25 protein-coding genes are annotated in these 24532 nt (G+C 70.0%); 18 read left to right on the top strand and 7 right to left on the bottom strand.

The features are described 5' to 3' along the window. Positions 1–227 precede the first annotated feature (227 nt). The 11 genes from rpmH (at position 228) to MR1_RS10755 (ending at position 8630) form a co-directional block, all read left to right on the top strand. Positions 228–365, top strand: a complete 138-nt coding sequence (rpmH, locus tag MR1_RS10805; RefSeq protein ID WP_022879826.1) for a 50S ribosomal protein L34 — start codon at positions 228–230, stop codon at positions 363–365. A 3-nt stretch (positions 366–368) separates the two neighbouring features. Further along, positions 369–704, top strand: a complete 336-nt coding sequence (gene rnpA, locus MR1_RS10800) for a ribonuclease P protein component (protein ID WP_084344539.1) — start codon at positions 369–371, stop codon at positions 702–704. Next, a complete protein-coding gene (yidD, locus tag MR1_RS10795; RefSeq protein WP_067246229.1) occupies positions 701–1051 on the top strand; it encodes a membrane protein insertion efficiency factor YidD in 351 nt (116 codons plus the stop codon). The genes rnpA and yidD overlap by 4 nt, the downstream gene beginning before the upstream one ends. A gap of 3 nt (positions 1052–1054) precedes the next feature. Next, positions 1055–2131: a membrane protein insertase YidC gene (yidC, locus tag MR1_RS10790; protein WP_067246226.1), complete on the top strand. Its 1077-nt coding sequence runs from the start codon at positions 1055–1057 to the stop codon at positions 2129–2131. Further along, positions 2128–2640: a Jag family protein gene (locus tag MR1_RS10785; protein ID WP_372449978.1), complete on the top strand. Its 513-nt coding sequence runs from the start codon at positions 2128–2130 to the stop codon at positions 2638–2640. Before yidC ends, MR1_RS10785 begins: the two co-directional genes overlap by 4 nt. Before the next feature lie 87 nt (positions 2641–2727). Further along, complete coding sequence (gene rsmG / locus MR1_RS10780; RefSeq protein WP_067246223.1) at positions 2728–3363, top strand: 16S rRNA (guanine(527)-N(7))-methyltransferase RsmG; 636 nt, start codon at positions 2728–2730, stop codon at positions 3361–3363. A gap of 49 nt (positions 3364–3412) precedes the next feature. Then, positions 3413–3805, top strand: coding sequence for a VOC family protein (locus tag MR1_RS10775; RefSeq protein WP_067246220.1), 393 nt, complete (start codon positions 3413–3415; stop codon positions 3803–3805). Positions 3806–3985: 180 nt separating this feature from the next. Next, on the top strand, positions 3986–4909 hold the full coding sequence (locus MR1_RS10770; protein WP_067246216.1) for a ParA family protein: 924 nt from the start codon (positions 3986–3988) through the stop codon (positions 4907–4909). Further along, entirely contained in the window at positions 4909–5904 is a 996-nt protein-coding gene (locus tag MR1_RS10765; protein WP_067246212.1) for a ParB/RepB/Spo0J family partition protein, read from the top strand. Before MR1_RS10770 ends, MR1_RS10765 begins: the two co-directional genes overlap by 1 nt. 831 nt (positions 5905–6735) lie before the next feature. Then, positions 6736–8193, top strand: coding sequence for a sugar porter family MFS transporter (locus MR1_RS10760; protein ID WP_067246209.1), 1458 nt, complete (start codon positions 6736–6738; stop codon positions 8191–8193). 104 nt (positions 8194–8297) lie between these two features. Further along, entirely contained in the window at positions 8298–8630 is a 333-nt protein-coding gene (locus MR1_RS10755) for a tryptophan synthase subunit alpha (RefSeq protein WP_067246205.1), read from the top strand. Positions 8631–8634: 4 nt separating this feature from the next. Here the strand turns inward: MR1_RS10755 and MR1_RS10750 are convergent, their stop codons facing one another. Beyond that, positions 8635–9822: an exo-beta-N-acetylmuramidase NamZ family protein gene (locus MR1_RS10750; protein WP_217996221.1), complete on the bottom strand. Its 1188-nt coding sequence runs from the start codon at positions 9820–9822 to the stop codon at positions 8635–8637. A gap of 188 nt (positions 9823–10010) precedes the next feature. Between MR1_RS10750 and MR1_RS10745 the strand changes: the two genes are divergently transcribed. The 5 genes from MR1_RS10745 to MR1_RS10725 are packed head-to-tail and all read left to right on the top strand — an operon-like array spanning position 10011 to position 14946. Further along, positions 10011–10970 carry a GNAT family N-acetyltransferase gene (locus MR1_RS10745; RefSeq protein ID WP_067246202.1) on the top strand — a complete coding sequence of 320 codons (960 nt, stop codon included), beginning with the start codon at positions 10011–10013 and terminating at the stop codon, positions 10968–10970. 33 nt (positions 10971–11003) lie between these two features. Then, a complete protein-coding gene (locus tag MR1_RS10740) occupies positions 11004–12314 on the top strand; it encodes an extracellular solute-binding protein (protein WP_067246200.1) in 1311 nt (436 codons plus the stop codon). Between the two features lie 57 nt (positions 12315–12371). Continuing rightward, complete coding sequence (locus tag MR1_RS10735) at positions 12372–13343, top strand: carbohydrate ABC transporter permease (RefSeq protein ID WP_084344538.1); 972 nt, start codon at positions 12372–12374, stop codon at positions 13341–13343. Beyond that, positions 13340–14227, top strand: coding sequence for a carbohydrate ABC transporter permease (locus MR1_RS10730; RefSeq protein ID WP_067246197.1), 888 nt, complete (start codon positions 13340–13342; stop codon positions 14225–14227). The genes MR1_RS10735 and MR1_RS10730 overlap by 4 nt, the downstream gene beginning before the upstream one ends. Before the next feature lie 32 nt (positions 14228–14259). Beyond that, entirely contained in the window at positions 14260–14946 is a 687-nt protein-coding gene (locus tag MR1_RS10725; RefSeq protein WP_067246194.1) for a PIG-L deacetylase family protein, read from the top strand. Between the two features lie 78 nt (positions 14947–15024). Here the strand turns inward: MR1_RS10725 and trxA are convergent, their stop codons facing one another. The 5 genes from trxA to MR1_RS10700 form a co-directional block, all read right to left on the bottom strand. Beyond that, entirely contained in the window at positions 15025–15348 is a 324-nt protein-coding gene (gene trxA / locus MR1_RS10720; RefSeq protein ID WP_067246191.1) for a thioredoxin, read from the bottom strand. 85 nt (positions 15349–15433) lie between these two features. Continuing rightward, the gene (gene trxB / locus MR1_RS10715) at positions 15434–16408 is read right to left on the bottom strand and encodes a thioredoxin-disulfide reductase (protein ID WP_067246187.1); all 975 of its coding nucleotides are present in this window, start codon (positions 16406–16408) and stop codon (positions 15434–15436) included. Positions 16409–16512: 104 nt separating this feature from the next. After that, positions 16513–17166 carry an IMPACT family protein gene (locus tag MR1_RS10710; RefSeq protein ID WP_067246184.1) on the bottom strand — a complete coding sequence of 218 codons (654 nt, stop codon included), beginning with the start codon at positions 17164–17166 and terminating at the stop codon, positions 16513–16515. A 6-nt stretch (positions 17167–17172) separates the two neighbouring features. After that, positions 17173–18789, bottom strand: coding sequence for a murein biosynthesis integral membrane protein MurJ (gene murJ, locus MR1_RS10705; protein ID WP_067246181.1), 1617 nt, complete (start codon positions 18787–18789; stop codon positions 17173–17175). Next, positions 18782–21052 carry a DUF6049 family protein gene (locus tag MR1_RS10700; protein ID WP_067246177.1) on the bottom strand — a complete coding sequence of 757 codons (2271 nt, stop codon included), beginning with the start codon at positions 21050–21052 and terminating at the stop codon, positions 18782–18784. Before MR1_RS10700 ends, murJ begins: the two co-directional genes overlap by 8 nt. A 237-nt stretch (positions 21053–21289) precedes the next feature. On the opposite strand from MR1_RS10700, the gene MR1_RS10695 reads away from it, so the two are divergent. Together MR1_RS10695 and MR1_RS10690 are read left to right on the top strand one after the other, a co-directional pair. Then, positions 21290–22921 (top strand): N5-glutamine methyltransferase family protein, encoded by a 1632-nt coding sequence (locus MR1_RS10695; protein WP_067246173.1) that lies wholly within the window; start codon positions 21290–21292, stop codon positions 22919–22921. A gap of 166 nt (positions 22922–23087) precedes the next feature. Next, on the top strand, positions 23088–24143 hold the full coding sequence (locus tag MR1_RS10690) for an LLM class flavin-dependent oxidoreductase (protein WP_067246170.1): 1056 nt from the start codon (positions 23088–23090) through the stop codon (positions 24141–24143). A gap of 92 nt (positions 24144–24235) precedes the next feature. On the opposite strand, the gene MR1_RS10685 is transcribed toward MR1_RS10690, so the two are convergent. Continuing rightward, positions 24236–24532: LPXTG cell wall anchor domain-containing protein (locus MR1_RS10685; RefSeq protein ID WP_157518038.1), on the bottom strand; the 297-nt coding region annotated here is incomplete at its 5' end.

Below are 24532 nucleotides of genomic sequence, written 5' to 3'. Positions count from 1 at the left end.
CGCTAGTCAGAGCGGCCCCCGAGGGCAACCTGCGCGCGGAACTCCGCGGCTGCGTGTCCCTTCCCCACGATTCCCACAGGTTGTGGATAATGGTGCTCTGCGCCTCGCCGGTTTGCGATGTGGGGGACGACGTCGTAGCCTTAATCGGTTGACTTATGCCATCTCGGCATGCATCCGATCCGTCTCCGGCCGCAGCGATCCCGGTGACATCCCTCCCGGAGTAACTCATGAGCAAGCGCACTTTCCAGCCCAACAACCGTCGTCGCGCCAAGAAGCACGGCTTCCGCGCCCGCATGCGCACCCGCGCCGGCCGCGCCATCCTCTCGGCCCGCCGCGCGAAGGGCCGCACCGAGCTCTCGGCGTAAGTCGTGCTCGCCCGCCCGTATCGACTCACGCGCGGGAGCGACTACCGAACGGTGGTCCGGCGCGGGAGGCGTTACGGCGGTGCGCGACTGGTGACGTCCGTGCTGTTCACCGGTGAGGACCGTGCTCCCCGCTTCGGCTTCATCGTGAGCAAGCAGGTGGGCGGCGCCGTCGTGCGCAACACCGTGCGGCGTCGACTCAAGGACGTCTGTGCGCGCAACCTCGACCGGGTCCCCACCGGAACGGACGTGGTGATTCGCGCCCTTCCCGGTTCCGCGGACGCGCCGTTCGCTGACCTGCTGACCGACGTCACGCGAGCGCTCGCGCGGAGCACGGCATGAGCGCACTCCCCGCCTCGGCACGCGGCACGGCGCATCTGCATGCTCCGGACGCGCTGCGCGCGATCCCGCTCGTGCCGCGGAATCTGGTCCTGGGCTTCCTCACCGCCTACCGGGCCGTGATCTCGCCGCTGTACGGGGACGTGTGTGCGTACTATCCCTCCTGTTCCGCCTACGCTGTATGTGCGGTGCAACAGCATGGCGCCGCGAAAGGCGCGGTGCTCGCGGCATGGCGCATCCTGCGGTGCAACCCCTGGACTCGCGGCGGTGTGGATGACGTGCGGCCGCACCCGAACTTCCGACACGCTCTCACCCCTCGAGGGTTCGTCGTCCCCTCCCGAAAGGACTGAACGGTGGGCCTAGACATCCTGCTTGCCTCCAGCACGCCGGCTCCGAGCTCCGGCGGAGGCTTCGACCTGATCGGCATCATCATGTGGCCGTTCAAGTTCCTCGTCGAGGCGATCCTGGTGGGGTGGCACTGGCTGCTGACCGCGGTGGGGCTTCCCGCCGCGTCCGGTCTCACCTGGGTGCTGTCGATCGTCGGTCTCGTGATCGTGATCCGCGCGGCGGTGTTCCCGCTGTTCGTTCGGCAGATCAAGAGCCAGCGAAAGATGATGGAAATCGCTCCTGAACTGCGGAAAGTCCAGGAGAAGTACAAGGGCAAGCGGGATCAGCTCAGTCGCGAGGCGATGAGCCGCGAGACCATGGCGCTGTACAAGAAGCACGGGACGACCCCCGTGTCGAGCTGTCTGCCGCTCCTCGTGCAGATGCCCTTCCTGCTGGGCATGTTCTACACGCTGAGCGACGTGAAGAAGCACGCCGAGGCGGGTCTGGGCGGCGTCGGCCTCCTCGGCGCCGAGCTCACCAAGCAGTTCTACGATGCGACGCTGTTCGGCGTCGCCCCGCTGCACACGAGCCTCATCGATGCGGTGAACACCAAGCCGGCGGGCTGGGAGCTCACGGTGATCATCCTCGTGGTCCTCGTGATCCTCATGATCGGCTCTCAGTTCTTCACGCAGCTGCAGATCATCTCGAAGAACCTGTCGCCCGAGGCCAAGACCGGCCAGGCGTACCAGATGCAGAAGATCATGCTCTACGTGCTGCCGCTGGGCTTCATCTTCTCCGGTCTGTTCTTCCCGCTCGGCGTCGTCATCTACTGGTTCGTCAGCAACCTGTGGACGATGGGCCAGCAGTTCCTCGTCCTCCGTGAGATGCCGACCCCCGGGTCGGACGCGGCGAAGGCCCGCGAGGAGCGCCTCGCCCGCAAGGGGAAGGCCATCGACTCGTCCGGGAAGGTCGTTCCGATCTCGGTCTACGAGGCCGAGCAGAAGCGCATGCTCGAGGAGGCGGAGCGCGCCAAGGCGGAAGCCCCCAAGCGCCAGCAGCCGATGGGCAAGAAGCGTGCGAAGAAGAAGGGGGAGTCGTCATGACCGAGCAGGACATGACCGTGGAGGATCCCACCGCGGGCGACGACGCCCCGGAGGTCGAAGATCTGGAGCACGAGGGTGACGTCGCGGCCGACTTCATCGAGGGCCTTCTCGACATCGCCGACATCGACGGCGATCTCACGCTCGACGTGAAGCAGGGACGAGCGTACGTCTCGGTGGACGCGGACGGCGACTCGCTGCGCGTGCTGTCGGACCCGGACACGGTGCAGGCGCTGCAGGAGCTGACGCGACTGGCGGTGCAGAGCAAGACCGGCTCGTTCTCCCGACTCATCCTCGATGTCGGCGGCTCCCGCGACGCGCGGCGCCGCCAGCTCGAGCGTCTCGTCGACGCCGCGGTGGCGAAGCTCGACGAGGGCGCCACGCAGGCGTCCTTGCCGTCGATGTCCAGCTACGAGCGCAAGCTGGTCCACGACATCGTGAGCGAGCGCGGCCTCGTCTCGGAGTCCTACGGTGAGGGTGCCTCGCGGCACACTGTGATCCGTCGCGTCTGACGTTTCACGTGAAACACTCTTGTTCGCACGTGGACGTCTGCACGCCGTACGTCTGCAAGAAGAGCCCGGGACAGGTGAAGCCCTGACATGAGCACCGACACCATCCTCGAACCGGAACCCGGCGTGGCCGCCTCCCTCTTCGGGGACGGGATCGCCAAGGCTCGGTCGTTCGCCGAGGCTCTGGCGCGCGAGGGGGAAGAGCGCGGACTGATCGGGCCGTTGGAGCTCCCTCGCCTGTGGACGCGGCACATCCTGAACAGCGCGATCGCCGCGCCGCTCTTCCACGGATCGGTCGCGGATGTCGGGTCCGGCGCGGGTCTGCCCGGTGTCGTGTTGGCGATCGCGCGCCCGGACGTGCAGTGGACGCTGATCGAGCCGATGGAACGCCGGGTCACCTGGCTCTCGGAGCAGGTCTCCGCCCTCGAACTCGGCAATGTGGAGGTCCTCCGCGGCAGGGCGGAGGAGGTGAAGCGCTCCGGTTCGTTCGACATGGTGACGGCCCGGGCCGTCAGTGCGATGCGCACACTGATCCCTCTCACCGCCCCGTTGGTCAAGGACGGCGGCGAGCTCGCGCTGTTGAAGGGGCTCAACGTGCAGAACGAGATCGATGCGGCGCAGAAGCAGCTGAACCGGTTCCGCGTGAGCGACCTGCGCGTGGAGATCCTGGGCGAGGGCGTCCTCGCGGAGACGACCCGCGTGGTCCGCGCGCGCGTCCGGGCCTGAGCCGGTCACGGGCCCCGCAGCGTCTGAGCGCGAGAACGGGATCCCGCGTATGACCGGTCTGCATCACGTGGAGATCTGGGTGGGGGACCTCGCCACGGATCTCCCGCCCTGGCGGTGGCTGCTCGGAGCCCTCGGTTTCGAGCGTTCGTCGGAGTGGCCCGAGGGGGAGACCTGGGCGGTCCAAGGGTGTTACCTGACGATCACCCGGCCACCGACCCTCGAAGATCCTGGGCATGACCGGCGCCGCGCCGGCGTGAATCACCTCGCCTTCGATGGCGGGTCTGGGGACGAGGTCGACAGAGTGATGGGTCGTGCCCCTGCCCACGGGTGGACGCCCCTGTATCACGATCGGTACCCCCACGCGGGCGGGCCGAGCCACTATGCGGGGTGGCTGGAGAACGGTGCGGGCTTCAAGGTGGAGATCGTCGCGACGGATGCGTGACGGCTCGCCGTTTCACGTGAAACATGGGGTTGCGGGGGCTGCAGTCGACCAGGGCCCGCGCCGACGGAGTGTTTCACGTGAAACGTCTCCACAGTCCGGGTCCTCGTTCGTCTGTGTGCGGATCGCCGATTAGAGTGGAGAGGCGCATCGCGCCGATCGATCCCCAGCCAGAAGGAGTGGATGTTTCACGTGAAACAGTCCCAGAAGAGCACGACGGCGGGATTCGGGTCGGATACCCCGCTCGCCCGAGAACTCGCGGATCTGACGGTGCGACGCAAGGCGCTCGAGGGAGTGACCGTGTCCTTCGACGGACCGACCCGGATCTTCACGGTGTCGAACCAGAAGGGTGGCGTCGGGAAGACGACGACCGCGGTCAATGTCGCATCGGCGATGGCCGCGCTGGGTGCGTCCGTGCTGTTGATCGACCTCGATCCCCAGGGGAACGCCTCGACGGCGGTCGGCGTGCCGCACACCGCTGATCTTCCGAGCATTTACGACGTCCTCATCAACGACGCGCCGCTCTCGACGGTCGTGCAGGACAGCCCCGAATCGCCGCGGCTGCGCTGCGCGCCCAGCACCATCCATCTCGCCGGCGCGGAGATCGAGCTGGTCTCCCAGGTGGCTCGAGAGCATCGGCTGCGCACCGCCCTCCACGACTACCTCGCCGAGAACCCGACGGACATCGTCATCATCGACTGCCCGCCGTCACTCGGACTCCTCACGATCAACGCGTTCACGGCCGCGACGGAGGTCATGATCCCGATCCAGTGCGAGTACTACGCCCTGGAGGGGCTCAGCCAGCTTCTCGGCAGCATCCGGATGATCCAGAAGCACTTGAATCCGGTGCTCCGGTTGTCGACGATCCTGCTCACGATGTTCGACGGACGTACGCGGCTCGCGCAACAGGTCGCAGAAGAGGTCCGGGAGCATTTCCCCGACGAGGTGCTGGAGACGGTGATCCCACGGTCCGTTCGTGTCTCCGAAGCGCCGAGCTTCGGGCAGACCGTGATTACCTACGATGGGCAGTCGGTGGGCGCGATCGCCTACCAGGAGGCTGCGGTGGAGATCGCCGAACGGGCGAACACGACGAAGAAGGGGAACTGATGGCCAAGCGCACAGGACTGGGGCGGGGCATCGGTGCATTGATCCCCACGACGGAGCAGACCGAGCGTCCCGTTGACGTGTTCTTCCCCGGCGCGAAGATCAAGGACGACAAGGCAGGATCGGCCGCGGAATCCACCGCTACGTCGGCGGAGACGGACTCGGGGGAGGACCTCCTGGCTGTCCCGGGTGCGCGGCTGATTCGCGTCGACCCGCACGAGATCGTCCCGAATCCGCGCCAGCCGCGAACCCACTTCAAGGAAGAGGACCTGGCCGAGCTCGTGCACAGCGTGCGAGAGTTCGGTGTGCTGCAGCCGGTCGTGGTGCGGAAGAACGCCGAGGGCGCCTACGAGCTGATCATGGGGGAGCGACGCACTCGTGCGGCTCGCGAAGCCGGATTGGAGAGCATTCCCGCGATCCTGCGCGAGACGGCGGATGAGGACCTCCTGCGGGACGCGCTGCTGGAGAACCTGCACCGATCCGAGCTCAACCCGCTCGAGGAGGCGTCTGCCTATCAGCAGCTCCTGGAGGACTTCGGGATCACGCAGGAGGAGCTGGCCACGCGGATCGGGCGCTCTCGGCCGCAGATCAGCAACACCATCCGTCTGTTGAAGCTGCCGGTCCCGGTGCAGCAGCGTGTCGCCGCCGGGGTGCTCAGCGCGGGCCACGCTCGTGCGATCCTCTCCCTGGACGACGCGGACGCCATGCAGCGGCTCGCGGACAAGGTGGTGAATGAGGACCTCTCCGTCCGCGCGACCGAGGAAGCGGCGAAGAACATCGCCACCGCGGGCGCATCCACCGCGGGGTCCAAGCCTCAGCCCGGTGCCCGCCGTGCCTACCTCGATGAAGTCGCCGGCAAGCTGGGTGACCGCCTCAACACCCGTGTGCAGATCGCGTTGGGCGCTCGGAAGGGACAGGTGAAGATCGAGTTCGCCTCGATCCAGGACCTCAACCGCATCCTTGGCGAGCTGGGGGAGGAGAACTTCGGCTCTCGCTGAGGGATCCGTTCGGCTAGGGGTGGCTCTCGTGACGAGGGTCACCCCTTGGTCGTCTCCACGACGTTTCACGTGAAACATCCCGGTGAGATCGAGGTCGTGTTGCCCGTTCTCGGTCGTTGAGCGAGGAGCGCCGCGACGAGACGAAACGCGGTGACCCGGTCCGCGGTGTGGGTGCGGCCGCTGCGCGATGGCCTCATCCGTCGCGCAGTCCCCCGCCGTCCTTCGGTCGGCTCCCGCCAGACCCGATGCCAGCGCGTCGGACGAGGCCATCGCTCCGCTCAGCTCCCGGTCACTCCTTCCTCCGGTCGTTGAGCGAGGAGCGCAGCGACGAGACGAAACGCGCTCACCCGACCCTGCTTCGTTTCGTCTCGCTTCGCTCGCTCAACGACCGGTGGAGGGGAGGGCGGCCATCTGTGCACGTTTCACGTGAAACGCCGCGGTAGTCAAGTGGTTGCCACGTTTCGTCTCGGGGAGACCTGCACTCCGGGAGCGCAGCGAGTCGAAGTGTCACTCAATGACCGACACCTGTTCCGATCGTTGAGCGAGGAGCGCAGCGACGAGACGAAACGCGCTGACCCGACCCTGCTCCGTTTCGTCTCGCTCCGCTCGCTCAACGACCGGTGGGGAGCGCAGCGAGTCGAAGTGTCGTTCAACGGCCGGGGCGGGGATGTTTCACGTGAAACGGGCCGCGCGGGGGAGCCGAGGAGAATCGACGACCCGCGCATCGATGCGCCGCGCCGAGACGCTCTTGCGCCCGCGACGCTCTCGGGTGTCGAATCGACTCACACCTCGCCGGGGGGCGGCGATGACGAAGTCGACGAGGAGGAGCGGATGATGCACGCGCGCGATGACAGTGTCGGACTGCCGGAGTCGATCGAAGGGGAGGGATCTGGCCGCGCGGCGGGCGTGGTCAGGATCGCGGTCGTGGCGGCGCTCGGCGGATTCCTCTTCGGATACGACAGCGCGGTGATCAACGGCGCGGTCGCCGCCGTGGAGAGCACGTTCCACGCTGACCCCGTCTCCCTGGGGTTCGCCGTCGCCTCCGCCCTCCTGGGCGCCGCCGTCGGCGCTCTGGCGGCGGGTCGGGTCGCGGACCGGGTCGGACGGCTGGCCGTGATGAAGATCGCCGCCGTGCTGTTCCTCGCCTCGGCACTCGTGACCGGCTTCGCTCCGGAGCTGTGGGTGCTGGTCGTCGGACGCATCGTCGGCGGCCTGGGCGTCGGCATGGCCTCGGTCATCGCCCCGGCCTACATCGCCGAGATCGCGCCCGCCCGGATGCGCGGGCGTCTCGCCTCGCTCCAGCAGCTCGCCATCGTGACCGGCATCTTCATCTCTCTGCTCGTCGACTTCCTCATCGCGTCCGCGGCGGGAGGGTCGGCGGAGCCGTTCTGGTTCGGGCTGGGGGCATGGCAGTGGATGTTCCTGATGATGGCCGTTCCCGCCGTCGTCTACGGGGTCCTCGCCCTCACGATCCCGGAGTCCCCGCGCTACCTCGTCTCCCAGCACCGGGTCGATGAAGCGCGCACCGTGCTCACGTCCCTCTTCGGCCCGGAGAAGATCGAGACGACCATCATCCGGATCCAGAACACGATGGAACGGGCGGTGGCGCCCTCGTGGAGCGACCTGAAGAGCCCCACAGGACGCGTCGCCGGCATCGTCTGGGTGGGGCTGCTGCTGTCGATGTTCCAGCAGTTCGTCGGGATCAACGTCATCTTCTACTACTCGAACATCCTCTGGGAGGCGGTCGGGTTCGCCGAGGGCGACGCGTTCATCTTCACCGTGATCAGCGCCACCATCAACATCCTGACGACCCTGATCGCGATCGCCACCGTGGACCGGATCGGCCGCAAGCCCCTGCTGATCATCGGATCCATCGGCATGACGATCACGCTGACGACGATGGCGGTCGTGTTCGGGACGGCACCGGTCCACGACGGCGCGCCAGTGCTGGAGGGCGCGGCGGGGCCGATCGCGCTCGTCGCGGCGAACCTGTTCGTGATCGCGTTCGGCATGTCCTGGGGTCCAGTGGTCTGGGTCCTGCTGGGGGAGATGTTCCCCAACCGGATGCGCGCGGCCGCCCTGTCGTTGGCTGCGGCGGGGCAGTGGGTCTCCAACTGGCTCATCACGGTCTCCTTCCCGGGACTGAAGGACTTCTCCCTCGGGCTGGCCTACGGCCTGTACGCGGCGTTCGCGCTGCTCTCACTGCTCTTCGTGACGAGATTCGTCCGCGAGACGAAGGGCCGATCCCTCGAGGACATGGGCGAGGACGTGGTCGCGCCCATCCACTGACCGTCCTCCGCGTGTCCGGGCTCCGCGAGCGAGGCGTCCGGCGCGCGGAGGACGCCCGTCCGCCGAACGGGTCCGGTGTCGGATCCGGCGCGTAGGCTGGACGGGTGACCGACTCCCCGACCCGACGCGCGAGCCTCGAGGTGCTCCGCGCCGAGGCCGCGGACGAACGCGCCGTGCTCGTCCAGGAGCGCCTGCACGGGGGAGAGGACCCGTGGGAGTTCATGGAGGAGCTGCCGACGGTGGACGAGCTCGTCGTGCTGCTGCTGCGGGCAGAAGACCTGGGGTCGCAACGGCGCCCGGACCCGGAGGAGAACTTCCGCGTGCTCCGGCGGATCGCGCTGGACTTCCCCCCGCTCACGCCGGTCGTGTGGCGGTTCCTCGGGCACCGCACCTCCCACCGTCGGTGGGACGCCGCCGTGCGCGGGAACGCCTCCTGACCCCTCAGCGCTCGTAGATCAGCACGCCCTCGGCGTAGTGGTCCACGGTCGGACGGGTGCGCAGATCGAGCGCCTCGAACGAGGCCGAGCCGTCCAGGGCCCGACGCAGTTCTGGCGATCCCCAGAGGCGGTCGAGGGCGAATCCGGAGTCGCCGGGGTCGATCCTCTCCCCGGCACCGAGGCTGGCGGTCTGTTCCGGAGCGGTCTCGTGGGCGATCTCGAGGAGCGCGACCGCCGTGGCCACGGGATCGAACGCGTACCGGTCGACGAGGTGCAGCTGGACGCCGCGGACCGTCTCCCCGGCGTACTTGTGGAAGGTCGGCTGGAACCAGGCGTCGCGCACGAGGACGCCGGGAAGGTCGCGCCCGCGGGCGGCGGCCGCGAAACGCTCATCGAGGAAGGGCGCCCCGAGGAGCTGGAAGGGAAGGGTGGTGCCCCGTCCCTCGCTCAGGGTCGTCCCCTCGAACAGGCCCGTGCCGGCGAACGCGAACGCCGTGTCGAGCGTCGGCATGTTGGGTGACGGCGGGACCCAGGGCAGCCCGGTGGCGGCGAAGTCGCGGGCGGGATCCCAGCCCTCCATCGACACGACGTCCAGCTCGAGCTCCAGGCCCTCTGCGGCGAGATCACGCGCGACGAACAGCCGGGCGAGCTCACCGGCGGTGAGCCCGTGCCGCTGTGGGACGTCGACGCGCCCGACGAAGCTGGCATAGGCCGGATCGGTGATCCCCGGCCCGCTGACCACCGCGCCGCCGAGCGGATTGGGGCGATCGAGGACGGTGAAGCGGATCCCGAGGCGCGCGGCCGTGCGCATCGCGTCGTACATGGTCCAGACATAGGTGTAGAAGCGCACGCCGATGTCCTGCATGTCGAACACCAGCGCGTCGACGCCGGAGGACGAGACGATCTCATCGAGTCGGTCGTCGTCGGCGAGGTAGGTGTCGCTGAGGGGGAGGCCGGTCCCGGGATCGTGGTCGTCGTTCGTGCTCTCGCCGGCCTGGACGGCGCCGCTGAGCCCATGCTCGGGGCCGAAGAGGTGCACGAGGGGGACGCCCGCGCGCGCGAGCGCGTCGACGCTGCGGGAGAGGTCGGGCATCGTGCCGGTGAAGTTCGTGAGCAGTCCGATGCGCGCGCCGCTCAGCCGCTCGGGCTTAGCGGCGACGATCTCGGCGCCGGTCCTGGTCCGCGGCATCATCGCCATCCTCTCGGTGCTCGGGGACGGCGGAACGCTGCCGTCGATCCGCCCCCTTTCTAGCAGGAACGGGCTCCGTTTGGTAATTCATTTACGTGATCCACGCCTGAAAGAAAAATTCTTGACACTCCCACATATCGGAATGTAGTTTCGTGACCATCGTGACGACGTCGCTCGATGCAGGAGATTTCATGGACGCAATCCTTCGTACCTTCCGAGCCGGGGACGGCCCCGCGCTCGCCGATGCGTGGACCCGCTCGGCCCCCGGAGACGGGGTGACCTATGACCGGTTCCGCGACCTCGTGCTGCTGGATCGGAACTTCGATCCGCACGGGCTCCTCGTCGCCGAGAAGGACGGCCGCCTCGTCGGCGCCGTGTACGCCGTGCGCCGCCTCATCGCGGCGGAGGGCGCCGACCTGGAGCCCGACTCCGGGTGGATCCCGTTCTTCTTCGTCGTCCCGGAGGCACGGCGCGCGGGCATCGCCCGGGGGTTGATGACCCGGGCGCTGGAGTGGCTGCGCGAGCAGGGCGTCTCCCGCGTCTTCTTCTCCTCGTACACGCCGAACTACTTCCTCCCGGGACTCGACGAGGAGCGGTACCCCGAGGCGGCCGCCTTCCTCCGCACGATGGGCTTCGAGACCCAGTACCGCGCCGTCGCCATGGACCGGACGCTCAACGACTACGCGATGCCGGAGAGCGTGCGGGAGCGGATCGAGCGCCTGCGCGGCGAGGGGTGGCGGTTCTTCTCGCCCGAGGGCGACGACCTCGTCGACCTCATCGACATCGCCGGCTCCCGGTTCAACGCCGACTGGTCGCGCGGCATCCGCGAGGGCGTCCTCGGCGGACAGGCCCTCGAACGGATCATGGTGTGCCGAGATCCCGAGGGCACGATGCTCGGCTGGGCTATGCACGGCACCTACGAGAACGTCCTCGAGCGTTTCGGGCCGTTCGGGGTGCTCCCGGAGAGCCGGGGGAACGGTCTCGGCGAGATCCTCCTGCACCTGACGCTGGAGCGCATGCGCGCGCTCGGCGCACACAGCGCGTGGTTCCTCTGGACCGACGAGGAATCCCCGGCCGGTCGCCTCTACCTCAAGACCGGATTCTCCGTGACGCGGACGTTCACGATCATGCACACGACCCTGGACGCCTGAGTCCCCCGCACTGCACCCCTGAGAGGAATACCCATGAAGACGAAGGCCTTTCGCCGGCTCGGACGAACGACGAAGACCGTCGCGATCGTCGGTGCGGCGGCCGTGGCGCTCGCCGGATGCACCGGCGCGGGCGGGGGAGACTCCGCCGACGGCGTCGTGAAGCTCACGTTCCTGAGCCACTACGGCAGCGAGCCGTTCAAGAGCGGCATCGGAGCGCTCATCGACCAGTGGAACGAGGAGAACCCGAAGATCCAGGTCGTCTCGCAGGCGGTGAACTTCGACGAGCTGCTCACGACGCTCAACGTCCGCCAGACCGGCGGCCGCGGTGCGGACGTCTTCAGCTCCTACTCGCTGTGGGGCGGCCAGCTGGCGAAGAACAACGTGCTCGCGGAGCCCCCGGCGGACGTGGCGAAGGACATCGAGACGAACTACAGCCAGGCCGCCCTGGACTCCGTCACGACCGGCGACGGCGAGATCCTCGGCTATCCGACGGAGTTCAACACCTACGCGCTCTTCTACAACAAGAAGCTCCTGCAGGAGGCCGGCTACGACGCGCCTCCGGCGTCCTGGGACGAGCTGAAGGCGGCGGCCGAGGCCACCACCAAGAAGGACGGGTCCGGCAACGTGACGGTCCAGGGGCTCTCGGTGATCCAGGACGGTGACAACCACACCGTGCATCCCTTCCTCTCGCTGCTGGACGCGGCCGGAGGGGAGTTCCTCGCGGCCGACGGCTCCTCGGCCATGGACGACACCGCCGAGCAGACGATGGCCCTCGAGGCGGAGCTGGCCGCGTCGGGCGCCACGGACACGTCGATCATGCCGACGAAGGCCTTCCCGACCGGCGGCGTGGCGATGGCGATCCAGGCGGGATGGTGGATCGGAAGCCTCAAGAACTCCATGGGCGACGACTACGCCAACGTCGGGGTCGCTCCCGTACCCGGGCCGAAGGCCGGCGACACCGGCTCCCTCGCCTACAGCTTCTTCACCGGCGTGAACTCCGGCAGCAAGCACCAGAAGGAGGCGTGGGAGTTCCTGTCCTGGCTGAACTCGCACCAGACCGACGCCGGCGTCACCGGGCTCGGGACGTTCCTCGCCGACCAGGGCCTGATCCCGCCGCGCAAGGACGACGCGGCCACCCTCGGGCCGGAGTTCCTCGCGAAGGACCCGAACCTGAAGGCCGTGTACGACGCGGCCGACTACGCGATGGCCGAGTCCAACGCGCCGAACGCGTACGAGGCGAAGACGTCGACCAACGTGGCCCTCAACGAGATCCTCGTGAACGGCGCCGATGCGGCGAAGACCTTCTCGAAGCTCGTCGCGGAGATCGACGCGCAGGTCAAGTGACCCCTCGGTGGCGGGGGCAGCGGCCCCCGCCACCGGCACGACCCACGGAGAGACCCGATGGCCAACACCACCCTGATGGTGCCGACGCCGGCGGCGGCGGAGCGCGAGCTCGCCGGGCCCGGCGGCGCACCTTCCCGCCGCTCTCGGCGGTTCCGGCGGGAGGCGCGCGCCGGCTACCTGTTCCTGGCGCCCTCCCTGCTGTTCTTCACCGTCTTCCTGATCCTGCCGACGTTCTTCGCGATCTTCCTGTCGGTGTCGAACTGGGGCGGGTTCGACCTCACGACGATCGAGTTCATCGGGCTTCAGAACTACGCCGACATCCTGAACCTCGACGGCACGTTCGTGATGCCGATCCTCGTCAACACGTTCGTGTTCGCGTTCCTCGCCGTGATCCTGGCCGTGGGCGGCTCCCTCGTCGTGGCCCAGTTGATCGAACGGCTCAAGCTCCAGGGGTTCTGGCGGTTCCTCTACTTCCTCCCGGTCGTGGCGACCGTCGTCGCCATCGGCAACGTCTGGAAGATGCTGTACCAGCCGGCGGGGCTCATCAACGCGGTGCTCAACGCCCTCGGCGTCAACTCGATCGGCTTCCTGTCGGATCCGTCGATCGCCCTTCCCGCCGTGGCGGTCGTGCAGGCGTGGGCCTCGATCGGATCGGCCGTGCTGATCCTCACCGCCGGCATCAAGGCGATCGACCGCAACATGTACGAGGCCGCCGAGCTCGACGGCGCGGGCAGCTGGCGGACGTTCTGGAGCATCACCCTGCCGCTGCTGCGGCCCTCGCTGGTGTTCGTGTTCATCACGCAGTGCATCGCAGGGCTCCAGTCCTTCGCGCTCATCATCGTGATGACCAAGGACGGCGGACCGGCCAACGCCACCAACGTCGCCGCGTTCGAGATGTACCAGCAGGCGTTCAAGTTCGGCGCCTGGGGGACGGCCAGCGCCATGGCGATGGTGCTGTTCCTCATCATCTTCATCATCACGCTGCTCCAGCTCTGGATCAGCCGTCGCGGCGGAGGAGACGACGAATGAGCCGATCGCGCAGCAGGCGGCACCCGTTCCCCTGGATCTCGTACCTCGTCGTCGCCATCGGCGGCGTGCTCATGGTCATCCCGTTCCTGGACACGGTGTTCAGCTCGCTCAAGGGGCCGGGTGAATACGGGATCTTCCCCTACCGCTTCCTCCCGGAGGTCTGGACGTGGGACAACTACGCCAGCGCGGTGGAGCAGCTCCAGCTCGGCAAGCTCTTCCTCAACAGCGTCGTGGTGACGCTGGTGGTCACCGTCTCCGTGCTCATCACCTCGGCGATGGCCGGCTACGCCCTCGCCAAGCTGCGCTTCCGCGGGCGGGACGTCATCTTCCGGTTCGTGCTGGCGACGATGATGCTGCCGCCGTTCCTGCTGCTGATCCCGGACTTCCTCATCATGCTGAACTGGCCGCTCGTCGGCGGGAACAACATCCTCGGCCAGGGCGGCGAGGGCGGCATGACGAACAACATCGTCTCCCTGATGCTGCCGTTCCTCGTCAGCGGCTTCGGCATCTTCCTCATGCGCCAGTTCATGCTGAGCGTGCCCAACGAGATGCTGGAGGCGGCCCGGATCGACGGCGCGGGGGAGTGGCGGCTGTTCGCGAGCATCATCCTGCCGCAGACGAAGCCGGTCGCGATCACGCTCGGCCTCATCACGTTCGTCGGCCAGTGGAACGAGTACATCTGGTCCTCGCTGATCGCGTCGAGCAACCCGGACCTGATGACGCTCCCGGTCGGCATCCAGATGCTGCAGAGCTTCATCGACCCGAACCGGACGATGCCCATCGTGATGGCGGGCATCGTGATCAGCACCCTCCCGGTGCTGGTGGTGTTCCTCTTCCTGCAGAAGTACTACGTCCGCGGCATCATGCTCAGCGGCCTGAAATGACGACCCCCGACCACGGAGAAACGGAGCAGAACATGGGCAGGACGGTGCTGGCGATCGGCGGGCACATCGGCGACATGGACCTGACGGCGGGACCCACCCTCGCCAAGATGGTCCAGGAGGGGGATCGGGCGATCATCCTGGCGTGCACGTACGGAGAGCGCGGGCACCCGACCGTCTCCCCGGAGGAGTATCGGACGCAGAAGGTCGCCGAGGGCGAGGCGTTCGCGGCCGGCATCGGCGCGGAGTTCCGGGTCCTGGACTACTCGGACGGGTTCCTCCCCGACGACGACAGCGCCGCCGAGCAGATCGCCGACATCATCCGTCAGGAGAAGCCGGAGATCGTCATCACGCACTGGAAGCACTCGATCCACCGCGACCACGAGCGCGCGGCGATCCTCGCCGAGCGCGCCCGGTTCCTGGCCTCGCTCCCGGTGGGGAGCCCCCACGGCCGGCACGGGGTGTCGCAGATCCTGCACGCCGACAACTGGGAGGACGCCGAGGGGTTCGTCCCGAACATGTACGTCGACATCCCGGACGCGGCCTACGAGGCGTGGCGCGCGGCGATCCAGGGCCAGGCCTTCGCGCGGGGCGAGACCTACGGGTTCCGCTACATCGACTACTACAGCGCGCTGATGCTCGCGAAGGGGTGCCTGGCGGGGACGACCCGTGCCTGCGGTTTCGTCCGCGCGAACGACCACGCGGAGCTGGCCGGGCCCTGACCCCCGACGAACGCCGAAGGACCCCGTCTCCGCGGAGACGGGGTCCTTCGGACGTGGCGGCCCGGAGGCCGACGCGGGTCAGGCCAGGAAGTCGGCCAGGTCCTTCTCCAGCGCGAACTTCGGCTTCGCGCCGATGATGGTCGTCTTGACCTCGCCGCCGTGGAAGACCTTCATCGCCGGAATCGAGGTGATCTGGTACTTCATCGCCAGCTCCGGGTTCTCGTCCACGTTGAGCTTGAGGATGGTGATCTTCTCGGGGTTCTCGGCCTGGATCTCGTCGAGGACGGGCGCGACCATGCGGCACGGCCCGCACCACGCGGCCCAGAAGTCGACGAGGACGGGGCCTTCGGCCTGAAGCACGTCCTGCTCCCAGGTCGCCTGGCTGGTTGCCTTGGCACTCATGGTTTCTCCTTGTTCGAGGTTCGCTCGGTTGCTGAGTCCTGTCGAAGCATCCCAACAGCCGTCGGGGGGAAGTTGTTCCCCGGGGTCAGGCGACGATGATCTCCGCGGCCTCGGCGGCGGGCACCTCGACCGAGGCGTCGTCCAGGTCGGCGAGGAAGTGCTCGGCGTCCAGCGCGGAGACCGTCCCCGAGCCGGCGGCGGTGGCCGCCTGGCGATAGGTGGGGTCGATCACGTCGCCGGCCGCGAAGACACCGGGAACGGACGTGCGCGAGGAGCGTCCGTCCACCCAGATCGTCCCCTCGGGGGTGAGCTCGAGCTTGCCGTGCACGAGGTGCGTGCGCGGGTCGTTGCCGATCGCGATGAACAGGCCGTCCAGCTCCAGCTCGCTCGTGGTGCCGTCGACCGTGTTGCGCAGCCGCACCCCGGTGGTCTCCGTCTCGCCGAGGATCTGCTCGACCTCGCTGTTCCAGATGAACTCGATCTTCTCGTTCGCGAACGCGCGCTCCTGCATGATCTTCGAGGCGCGCAGGGTGTCCTTGCGGTGGATCACGTAGACCTTGTCGGCGAAGCGGGTGAGGAACGTCGCCTCCTCCATCGCCGAGTCGCCGCCGCCGACCACGGCGATGGTCTTCTGGCGGAAGAAGAAGCCGTCGCAGGTGGCGCACCAGGACACACCGTGCCCGGACAGGCGCTCCTCGCCCTCGACGCCGAGCTTGCGGTAGGCGGATCCGGTCGCGTAGATGACGGTGCGGGCCTCGTGCGTCGTCCCGCTGCCGAGCACGACCTTCTTCACCGGGCCGTCCAGCTCCAGCTCCACGACGTCGTCGTAGACGACCTCGGTGCCGAACTTCTCCGCCTGCTCCTGCAGCTTGGCCATCAGGTCCGGACCCTGGATCCCCTCAGGGAAGCCGGGGAAGTTCTCGACCTCGGTGGTCTTCATCAGCTCGCCGCCGACCTCGACGGTGCTGGCGATCAGCAGGGGCTTCAGATCCGCCCTCGCGGCGTAGATGGCGGCCGTGAACCCGGCGGGGCCGGAGCCGATGATGATGACCTGGCGCATTGCTTCTCCTCGTGTTCACTGAGCCTGAACACATGGTAGCCGCGCGGCATTCCAGACCGCTGTGGACGCCGGGGCGCGTACCCGAGCCGAGGGGCCGGCGGGGCTCAGCGGGCGGGGACGTCGACCACCCGGTCCTCGCCGAGCACGGGGGTCAGGGCGCCCGCCGAGGCGGCGGCGAGGTCGGCGGCGAGCAGCTCCAGCCGCTCCGGCGGCACCCACAGCTCGAAGCGGGCCGCCGCGTCGTAGGCGGGGTCGGCGAAGGCGGCGCCGTGCGCGCCCGCCCAGTCGCGGAGCAGGTTGTCGATCCGCCCCGCGTCGGCGTGCGGGACTTCGATCACCGCCTGGCGGAGGAGCCGGCGATGGACCAGGCGGGCCTCGTCGAGCGCAGCGGAGACCGCGGATGAGTAGGCGCGCACGAGTCCGCCCGCCCCGAGCTTGACCCCGCCGAAGTACCGCGTGACGATCGCCACCACGTCGGTCAGGCCGCGGCGGCGGAGCACCTCCATCATCGGCACCCCGGCCGTGCCCGAGGGCTCGCCGTCGTCCGTCGAGCGGGCCTGGTCGCCGAGCACGCCGATCACCATCGCGACGCAGTGGTGACGAGCGTCCCAGTGGCGGCGGCGGATGCCGGCGACCACCTCCTCCGCCTCCGGAACGGAGCCGACCGGCGCGACGTGGGCGAGGAACCGCGACTTCCTCTCCACCAGCTCGCGGGTGACCGGAGCCGCGATGGTGTCGGCGTAGGCGCGATCGGACATCGCCGATCAGCGACCGGGGAGGAACCGCGAGACGAGACCGCGGGCGGCGGCCAGTTCCGGGGCGCGCATCACGGCGAGGACGACGACGTAGACCGCGAGGACGACCACGCCCACGATCCCCGCGCCGATCGCGCCGAGAAGCTGACTGCCCATCGTCCAGCCGGCCGTGCCCCCGAGCAGGAGGAAGACGCCCCAGCCGGCGGCGGCGGCCGGCACGGCGGCCACGGCGAAGCGCAGGAGGGCGAAGCTCCACTGCGCGGTGTGGATCCCGCCGAGCCGGCGGTGCAGCAGCCAGGTCGCGATGATCGTCTGGACGGTGCCCGAGATCGACTGCCCCAGGGCGATCGTGGCTGCAAGGGCCTCGAGCGGGATCACGTGGAGCTGCAGGAGCAGCTGGGCGATGAGCGCCGTGCCGACGATGAGCACGCACTGGAAGATGGTGAAGAAGAACGGCGTACGCGTGTCGCCATAGGCGTAGAACGTGCGCTGGACGATGAACAGCACGGCCAGTGGGATGAGCCCGACGAGGTAGGCGACGAGCACCAGCGCCGCCTCGACCGCGTCCGTGTCGAAGGCGACGAAGATCCGAGAGGCCGGGACGGAGGCGGCGAGGACGGCCGCCATGGCGCCGACGAGGAAGAAGCCCAGCGTCCGGATGCTCCGGGAGATGTCGGAGCGGACCTCGTCGTCACGGCCGGCGGCGGCGTGCTCGCTGAGCTGGGTGAAGTAGGGCGTCCCGATGGAGTGCACGATCACGGAGTACGGGAGCATGAAGATCAGCCAGGCGTTGAGCATGACCTGAACCGCCGGGCCGGCCCCGGACGCGTCCATCGCGATCCGGTGCTGGATGATGCCGGCGGTGAGGCTGGCGAGCGCCATGAGGATCGTCCAGCCTGCCAGGCGGCCGATGTTGCCGAGCCCCACGCCGCGCCAGCGGAAGTCGGGCCGCAGCGCGAGGCGGGTGCGCGGCCAGAAGACGAAGAGGATGAGCGCCTGCACGGCGATCCCGAGGGTCGCCGTCGCCCCCAGCCAGGCGATGCGGTCCGGCGACCAGTCGTCGACCTGCTCCAGCGGACCGCCGAACATCGCGGCGATGGCGAGGAAGCCGGCGATGGAGACGACGTTGTTGGCGACGGGAGCCCACGTGAACGGCCCGAAGATCCGCCGCGCGTTCAGGGTCTCCCCGACGAGCGCATACAGCCCGTAGAAGAAGATCTGCGGGATGCACCAGTAGGAGAAGGCGATCGCGAGCGCCTGCTGCTCGGCGGTCTTCTCTCCCATCGTGAGCCATACCAGGGCGGGCGCGGCGAGCATCGCGATCCCCGTCGCGGCCACGAGCACCACGGTGCCCAGGGTGAACAGCTTCGAGATGAAGGCGTTGCCGCGGTCGGCGTGGGTGGTCGCCTGCACGATCTGCGGGACGATCACCGCGGTGAGCACGCCGACGGAGATCAGGGAGAAGACGTCGTTCGGGAGCTGGTTCGCCACGCCGAACGCGTCGGCCGCCTCGGAGGCGTTCGCGCCGATGACGCCGACGAGGACGATGGTGCGCAGCAGCCCCGTGACGCGCGACACGATCGTGCCCGCGGCCAGGACGGCGCTCGCGCGGCCGAGGCTACTCATTGTTCTCCGTGTCGTCCTTCTCCGTGTCGTCCTTCTCGTTCTCCGGGGCGTCGGCCTGCGGGACGCCGTCCGGGCCGTCCGATCCGGTGCCCCCCTCGGCCGCGTCCTCCGAGGAGGCGACCGCGGCCTTGCGTCGCCGAAGCACGGTGCGGACGATCCCGCCGCCGATGAGCAGCACGGCGACGGCGCCGAGGATCACGAGGCCGATGTTCTCCCACTCGGCGCGCACCGTGAGCCGGGCCACCTGGGCGTCGCCGATCGGGACCCCGGTCGGGCTCGTCAGCGTCATCCGGAGGTCGACCTCGCCGCTCGCCACCCGCGCCTCGACGGGGATGGTGAGCCGGGTCGTCCCGTCGGGCTGGCCGGTCACGTCCGTGAAGCGCTGCACGTCGAGGCGGGCGTCGCTGGGCTCGGCCTCCAAGCGGACCGACACGGGGTACGGCAGGTCGTTGCGCAGCCACACGGGGACGTCGACGGCGGCGCTGATGAGGATGGGGTTGGACGGCTGAAGCCCGACCGCGTCGAGGGTGTCCCGGGTGTCGTCGCGCTGGGCGGCCAGGGCGTCGGCGAAGTCGGCCTCGCCGCGGTTCCTGCCGACGGCGAGCAGGCGCAGCACCGAGATCCGCTGCCGGACCGTGAGCTGGCGGGGATCCTCCAGCACGGTGGCGAACGCCGCGACGCGCTCCTCGTCCTCCCGCAGGGTGCTCACCGCGCCGGCGCGGTCGGCGGCCGGGGCGGAGACGACGGTCAGCGCCGCGGCGGGACTCGCGAGCAGCTCTCCCAGCGACGCCGGGCGTCCGCCGGACAGGGTCGTCACCGCGTCGCGCAGGCCCTCGGCAGATCGCCGGTCCGCCCGGTCCAGGCCCGCGAGCACCGGCGAGGCCGGGTCCGCGAACCAGAGCAGCGCGACGGCCTCGGTGAGCGGCGCATCGCGGCGGAGGGCATCCGCCTCGCCCGCGGCGCGGCTCAGGGCGTCCGCGACGGCGGCGTCCGACACCAGGACGGGGGCGCCGTCCACCTCGCCACGGGCGGGGACGGGGGCCTGCGCGTCCCCCTGACCGAACGAGGTGGACGGAAGGATGCTGACGGTCGGGTCATCGGTCGCCGCCGCGGAGGTCCGGTACCGCGACAGCGTCGCCACGTCCGCGGCGGAGACCTCGCCGCGGGGCCAGAGCAGGTCGTCGCGGGTCGCGCCCACGTCGACGAGCTCCGCGAGGTCCGGCAGCTCCGGCGTCGCGGCGGTCGGGGTGGGGTCCGGCGTGGGCGACGGGGTCGGGGTCGGGGACGGGGTGGCCGTGGCGTCCGTCCCGGGGCCGGTGGGCGCGAAGTCCTGGGGGCGGAGGAGGGGCTCGAGCGTGTCGACGCCGAGCGGGGTCTCCAGCCCGGCGGAGGCCTGCGCCGCGGTGTCCGCATCCCCGAACCGGAGCGGGAAGCGCTCGTTGGGCAGAGTCTCCAGGCGCGTCAGCCACGCCGTCGCGGTGGCCGGCGCGGTCGAGCCGAGGGCGCGGATCGAGGCCGGGATCGCAGGATCCACCGCGAGGATCGCCGAGGTGCCGGCGACCCCGTCCAGGAGCGTGGACAGCGCGCCGTCCGGAGCCGTGAGGGCGGTCAGCTCCTCGGCGTTCAGCAGCGCGCCCCGGGCCGAGGCGGTGACCGGCACGGCGACCGCGACGGAGGGGGCGGGGCCGCGTGGGACGACGAGGACGCTGACGGCCGACACCGGAGCGGGAGAGGGGGCGTCCGCCGCTGCGGCCGGTGCGGAGAACGTGGCGCGGATGGGGTACACGCCGGGTGCCAGGGCGCCGACGTCGGCGGCCGGGACGACGACCGTGACCGTGCTCGTCTCCTCGGCGTCCACCGGGGTGGTGGCGCCCTCGCCGAGCGGCGAGAGCGCCGCCGCGGCGTCCTCACCGGACAGCCAGGACTGCACGGCGGACCGATCGCCGAGCGCGGTGCGCCCGATCTCCAGGCGGACGCGTCCGGGGCCGAGCGCCGTGTCGTCGGCGTTGTCGATCGCGATCGTCGCGCCCAACGGCGCCCCGGGCCCGTACGTGCCGTGCGCCTCGGGGACGAGCGTGATGCCCAGGCCGGCGGGCTCGGGCGTCGGGGTGGGCGTCGGCGTCGCGAACGCCGCATCGGGCGCGGTCACGGCGACGGCCGCTCCGACGATCAGGGCCACCGCTGTCGCCACGGCGCGGGTCGCCCGGCGCACCCGTGACGCCGGCATGGCGCGCGGGGGCGTCGGGGAGGGTGTGGAGGTCATGGGGTGTCCGTCGGGCGTCCGGGGGAGGACGCGGTGAGTCCTGGCCCTGTGATTCTAGGCGGCGAGGCGGAGCGATCCCTGGAACCGGTGACGCCGGGAGCGCCCGACCCGATCCGCACACCCGGTCCCGTTCTGCACAGGTCCTCGGCGGATGCGTGTGCGGATCGGGGTGACGTGTGCGGATCGGGGTCATCGGGTCCCACCGACCACCCGGAACCATCCGCGTAGAGTGACGCCGTGCCTCCCCACCTCGACCCTCGACCCGACGCCCGGCTGTGCGCGGCGCTCGCCGCCGACCTGGACGCCGCCGACTTGCGCTCCGAGTCCCTCCGGGCCGCCTGGGGCGACGACGCCGACGACGCCCTGGCCCGTGGCATCCGATCCCCGCTGCTGCACGCGATCGCGCACCGAACGGATCCGCTCGCCACCCTCGGGCGCCTCTTCGTCGTGGGTCTGCCGCAGCCCGTTGCGGACGTGGCAGCGGCCCTCCCGACGGTCGGGATCGAGGGGATCGAGGCGCTCGGGCTCGCCGCCCGCGACGGCGACGTCGTCGCACCGGCGGCCCTGATCCGACCCCAGTCCTTCGTCGACGCCGACGGCGTGGGGGAGTGGTGGATCGCGAGCGACCTGGACGAGGTCGCGCTGGGCGGGCCCCTCCCGCCGGACCACGTGCTGGGGGTCGGCGGGGCGTCCCGGACGCTCGCGTCGCTCGTCATGCCGGAGCAGGTCGACCGTGCGCTCGACCTCGGCACGGGCTGCGGGATCCAGGCCCTTCTCGTCTCGCGGCACGCCGGGCACGTCGTCGCCACGGACATCTCCGCTCGGGCGCTGGCGTACGCGGAGCTGAACGCCCGGCTGGCGGGCGTCGAGAACATCGAGTTCCGCTTCGGCAGCATGTTCGCCCCGGTCGCCGGGGAGTCCTTCGGGCTCATCGTCTCGAACCCGCCGTTCGTCATCACGCCCCGGGCCGAGGGCGTCCCGGCTTACGAGTACCGGGACGGCGGGCTCGTCGGCGACGCGCTGGTGGAGGGCTTCATCCGTGAGGCGCCGGCCCATCTGGCCCCCGGCGGCGCGGCGCAGCTCCTCGGGAACTGGGAGACCCGCTCCGGCGTGGACGGCCTCGAGCGTGTCCGCTCCTGGATCCCCGACGACCTCGACGCGTGGGTGATCGAGCGCGAGCGGCTGACGCCCCTCGGTTACGCCGAGCTGTGGATCCGAGACGGCGGCACCACCCCGCGCGATGCCGGATTCGAGCCGCTGCTGGAGGCGTGGCTGGACGACTTCGCCGAGCGCGACGTCACGGCGGTGGGCTTCGGCTACGTCCTGCTCCGCCGGCCGTCCGGGCTCGATCTGCCGACCACGGAGCGGGAGTCGTCCGGCGCCGGGGTTCCGCGCGGGGAGCCGGATCCGGAGCCGGCCCGCACGGCGTCGACCGTCGCGGAACGCGGTGGCGAGGGGAGCGACGGCGGCGGCGGCCGGCTGCGCCGGTTCGAGCGGATCGAGCAGGCGGTCTCGGGCGTCGGCACGGCGCTGCGGCAGGGCCTGCGCGCCCACGACCTCCTGGCCGGCGGGATCCCGCCCCGGCTCGTCGCGGCGCCCGACGTCACCGAGGCGCGCCACCATCTTCCGGGGCAGGAGGCGCCCAGCGTCATCGAGCTGCGCCAGGGCGGCGGCTTCGGGCGGACCGTGGCGGTGGACCCGGCGCTCGCGGGATTCGTCGGGGCGTGCGACGGAGAGCTGACGGTCGGTCAGATCGTCCAGGCGCTCGCGGACCTCTTCGAGGTGCCGCTGGACGCCCTGTGGGCCGACATGCGCCCCCGCATCCGCGACCTCGTCGTCGACGGCTTCCTCATCCCCGCCCTCACCTGACCCTCACCCGGTTTCGCCGGGATTCGGGGTCCCTCGCCGGGGTTCGGGGTCCGTTCCGGGGAGATCCGGCCCCACCGAGCGCCCCAATCCCCCGGACCCCGCCCCAATACCGGGGCCAAGGGGGGAAGGGGGAATGCGGGGGTGGATCCATACGTTCGCATAGATCATGAAGGCTTTCGGATTCCTCTCGTTCGGGCACTACGCGAACGTGCCCGGATCGGTCACCCGCACGGCCGGCGAGATGCTGAAGCAGACGATCGAGATCGCGCAGGGGGCCGACGAGATCGGCGTCAACGGGGCCTACGTCCGCGTGCATCACTTCGCGCGACAGGCGGCGTCCCCGATGCCGCTGCTGTCGGCCATGGCCGCGACGACCTCGCGCATCGAGGTCGGCACGGGGGTCATCGACATGCGGTACGAGAACCCGCTGCAGTTCGCGGAGGAGGCGGCGGCGCTGGATCTCATCGCCGACGGGCGGATCGCGCTGGGCGTCAGCAGGGGGTCACCCGAGACCGCGCTGCGCGGCTACGAGGCGTTCGGCTACACCGGGGCGGAGGACCCGCGTGGAGCCGATCTGGCGCGCGAGAAGTTCGACCTGTTCCTGGAGGCGATCGACGGTGCCGGGGTGGCTCCGGGTGATCCGCGCATGGTGGGCGAGGGGCGGTACCTGCCGGTCGAGCCGCGATCGGCGACGCTCCGGGACCACATCTGGTGGGGATCCGGCTCCCGCGCCACCGCGGAGGACACCGGCCGACGCGGCCTGAACATGATGAGCTCGACCCTCCTGACCGAGGCCACCGGCGTGCCCTTCCACGAGCTGCAGCGCGAGCAGATCGACCTGTTCCGCGCGGCGTATCGCGAGGCAGGGCACACCGGCGCGCCGCGAGTGTCGGTGAGCCGCAGCGTCTTCCCGCTCGTGGACGACCGCGACCGCGCCTACTTCGGCCTGCGGTCGGAGGAGAACCACGACCAGATCGGGATCATCGACGGCTATCGGTCGACCTTCGGAAAGACCTACGCGGCCGAGCCGGACGTCCTGATCTCGCAGCTGAAGCAGGACGAGGCCGTGATGGCCGCGGACACGCTGATGCTCACGATCCCGAACCAGCTCGGTCCCGAGTACAACCTGCACGTGCTGCAGGCCTTCGCCGAGCACGTCGCGCCGGCACTGGGCTGGAAGCCGAACACCGAGGGTCCGGTCCAGGGCGACCCGATCACCTGACGCACACCGATTCGGGGCTCATTTCGCGGGTTCGGGGCGCGTCCCGGAGGCCGTGAGCCCCGGAACGCGCCCCGAACCGTGGAGCTGTCGGATCAGCGGGCGCCGGTGCGGCGGCGGACGGCCACCAGGACCAGGCCGCCGAGCAGGAGCAGCGCGCCGACGGCGAGGAACGGCGTGCTGTCTGCGCCGGTGGCGGGCAGACCGGTCGACGGCCGGGATCCGGATCCCGTGGCGCCGGACGATCCCCCGGAAGCGGTGGCGGATGCTCCCGCGCCGGACGCCGATGCGGACGCATCGGATCCGGTGCCGACGTTCGCAGCCGCGGACGCCGAGCCCGTCGCCGCCGCCGAGGCGTTCGCGCTGGACGCAGCGGTGGCGCTTGCGCTCGC

This window comes from Microbacterium resistens NBRC 103078, from assembly GCF_001552355.1.
Taxonomy (GTDB): domain Bacteria; phylum Actinomycetota; class Actinomycetes; order Actinomycetales; family Microbacteriaceae; genus Microbacterium; species Microbacterium resistens.
Note: the sequence above shows the minus strand (reverse complement) of the source record. Positions and strands in the feature narration are given on the sequence as shown.